Origin of the sequence: Oceaniglobus roseus (genome assembly GCF_002869745.1) — a bacterium.
Lineage (GTDB): Bacteria > Pseudomonadota > Alphaproteobacteria > Rhodobacterales > Rhodobacteraceae > Oceaniglobus > Oceaniglobus roseus.
Window position 1 is genome coordinate 1 of the sequence record NZ_PNOS01000084.1, and the last position, 2,151, is coordinate 2,151.

The 2,151-nt window shown below is 69.3% G+C and carries 2 protein-coding genes and 1 pseudogene; all 3 read left to right on the forward strand.

Annotated elements, in window-relative coordinates; translation table 11 throughout:
• Positions 1–241: 241 nt before the first annotated feature.
• Positions 242–1,141: an NAD-dependent epimerase/dehydratase family protein gene (locus tag A7B20_RS21080; RefSeq protein ID WP_102110537.1), complete on the forward strand. Its 900-nt coding sequence runs from the start codon at positions 242–244 to the stop codon at positions 1,139–1,141.
• 49 nt (positions 1,142–1,190) lie between these two features.
• The gene (locus A7B20_RS21085) at positions 1,191–1,841 is read left to right on the forward strand and encodes a DUF1007 family protein (RefSeq protein WP_102110538.1); all 651 of its coding nucleotides are present in this window, start codon (positions 1,191–1,193) and stop codon (positions 1,839–1,841) included.
• Positions 1,823–2,151: pseudogene (locus A7B20_RS21090) on the forward strand (hypothetical protein); the annotation flags it as partial. The gene A7B20_RS21085 and the pseudogene A7B20_RS21090, both read left to right, overlap by 19 nt.

Here is a 2,151-nt window from a genome sequence, read left to right on the forward strand (position 1 = left end):
CGCGGTTCATGGCGCGGGAGGCGGCCGCACCGCGGCGCGAGGCCTGAGGCGTCCGCCGGTCGCGGGTGTCAGCCTGCGCCGGTGGGATTGGCGTGGCGGGCCCTCGGCCCCGGGCGCGCCCCGAAACTCCCGGAAATGCCGGGGTGCGGGTTTGATCGGCCCCCCCCTGCGTTCGCGGCTTTGCCTTCCCACCCGGCGTGTTAGGTAGTGGCCCCGAAACGGACCAAAGGGGGCATCGGACATGCGCATTCTCTTCACCGGCGGCAGCGGCAAGGCGGGGCGGCACGTCGTCCCCTATCTCGTGGCGCAGGGGCACACGGTCACCAATCTCGACCTCACCCCTCTGGGCCATCCCGGGGTCAACGACCTGAAGGCCGACATCACCGACTCGGGCCAGGTCTTCAACGCCCTGACGATGTACGCCGGCATGGACGAGATGAAGCCCGGCAACGGCGTGCAGGGCTATGACGCCGTGGTGCATTTCGCGGCGATCCCGCGGATCCTGATCACGCCCGACAACGAGACCTTCCGCATCAACACCATCGGCACCTACAACGTGATCGAGGCGGCGCTGAAGCTCGGGATCCGCAAGATCGTCTTCGCCTCCTCGGAAACCACCTACGGCATCTGCTTTTCCGACGGGCCGCGCCAGCCGGAATACCTGCCGGTGGACGAGGCGCATCCGACCGTCCCCGAGGACAGCTATGCCATGTCGAAGGTCTGCAACGAGGCGACGGCGCGCTCGTTCCAGCTGCGCTCGGGCGCCGACATCTACGGGCTCAGGATCAACAACGTGATCGAGCCCCACGAATACGGCGAGCTGTTTCCGGATTTCCTCGAGAACCCCGCCCAGCGGCTTCGGAACTTCTTCGCCTATATCGATGCCCGCGACCTCGGGCAGATCGTCGACCGCTGCCTGAAAACCGACGGGCTGGGCTACCAGATCTTCAACGCCTCGAACGACGACCACTCGGTGAACCTGACCACGCCGGAACTGATCGAGCGCTACTATGCCTCGGTGCCGGTGCGGGGCGAGATGGGCGAGCACGAGACCTTCTACTCCAACCGCAAGGCGCGCGAGGTGCTGGGCTTCCGGCAGGAGCATCCCTGGCGGCGGTATCTCTCCGATCCGAGGGCCTGAGACATGCCGTCCCTTGCCGGTCGGGCGCGATGAGGTAGTGTCCGGCGCCATGATCCTGCGCCCGCTCCTTGCCCTCCTGCTCTGCGCCACCAGTGCCGCGGCGCACCCCCACCTGTTCATCGATTCGGGCCTTTCGCCGGTCTTCGATGACGAGGGGCGGCTGGCGGGCGTGCGGGTGGTCTGGGTCTATGACGAACTCTACTCGCTGATGATGCTCGAGGATTACGGTCTCGACCCCGACGGCGACGGCGCATTGACCAAGGAAGAGGCGGCGGGTTTCGCGGGCTTCGACCAGAAGCCCGAGGAGGGGTTCACCGGCACGACGAGGGCCTATCTGGGAGAGGCGGAACTGCCGCTCGGCCCGCCGGTGCTGCCGCTGGTGGTGTTGTCGGAGGGGCGGCTTGCCTCGAGTCACGTGCGCCGTTTCGAAACGCCGGTGGCGGCGGACGCGGGCGCGGTCGAGATCCGAACCTTCGATCCGACCTATTACGCGGCCTTCTCGCTGTCCCTCCCGCCGCGCCCGGAGGGGCGGTCGGACTGCGAGACCGGGAAGGTCGCCGCCGACGTGGAGGCGGCGAATTCGGTGCTGGAGGCGGTGCTGAAGGAGCTCCAGGGCACCGATTTCGACGACGACGACTTCCCCGAGGTCGGTGAACGCTATGCCGACACCCTCCGCGTGACATGCGCCGCGCCCTCCTGATCCTGCTGGCCGCCGGGCTGGGCCTTGTCGCCGTCCTCCTCTGGGCCACAGGCGGGGCCGAGGCGCTGATGCGGCTGGCCGAGGCGGCGCAGCAGCGGTTCCAGACCGCCATGGCCGGGGCGCTCCGGGCGCTGCGCGCCGGGGAGCCGGGGGCGCTGGCGGGGCTGCTCGGGGTCTGCTTCGCCTATGGCGTCGCCCATGCCGCCGGACCGGGCCATGGCAAGGTGGTGATCGGCGGCTACGGCGTGGCGCGGCGGGTGACGGCCTGGCGGCTCGCCGCGCTCGCGGTGGCCGCGTCGCTCGCGCAGGC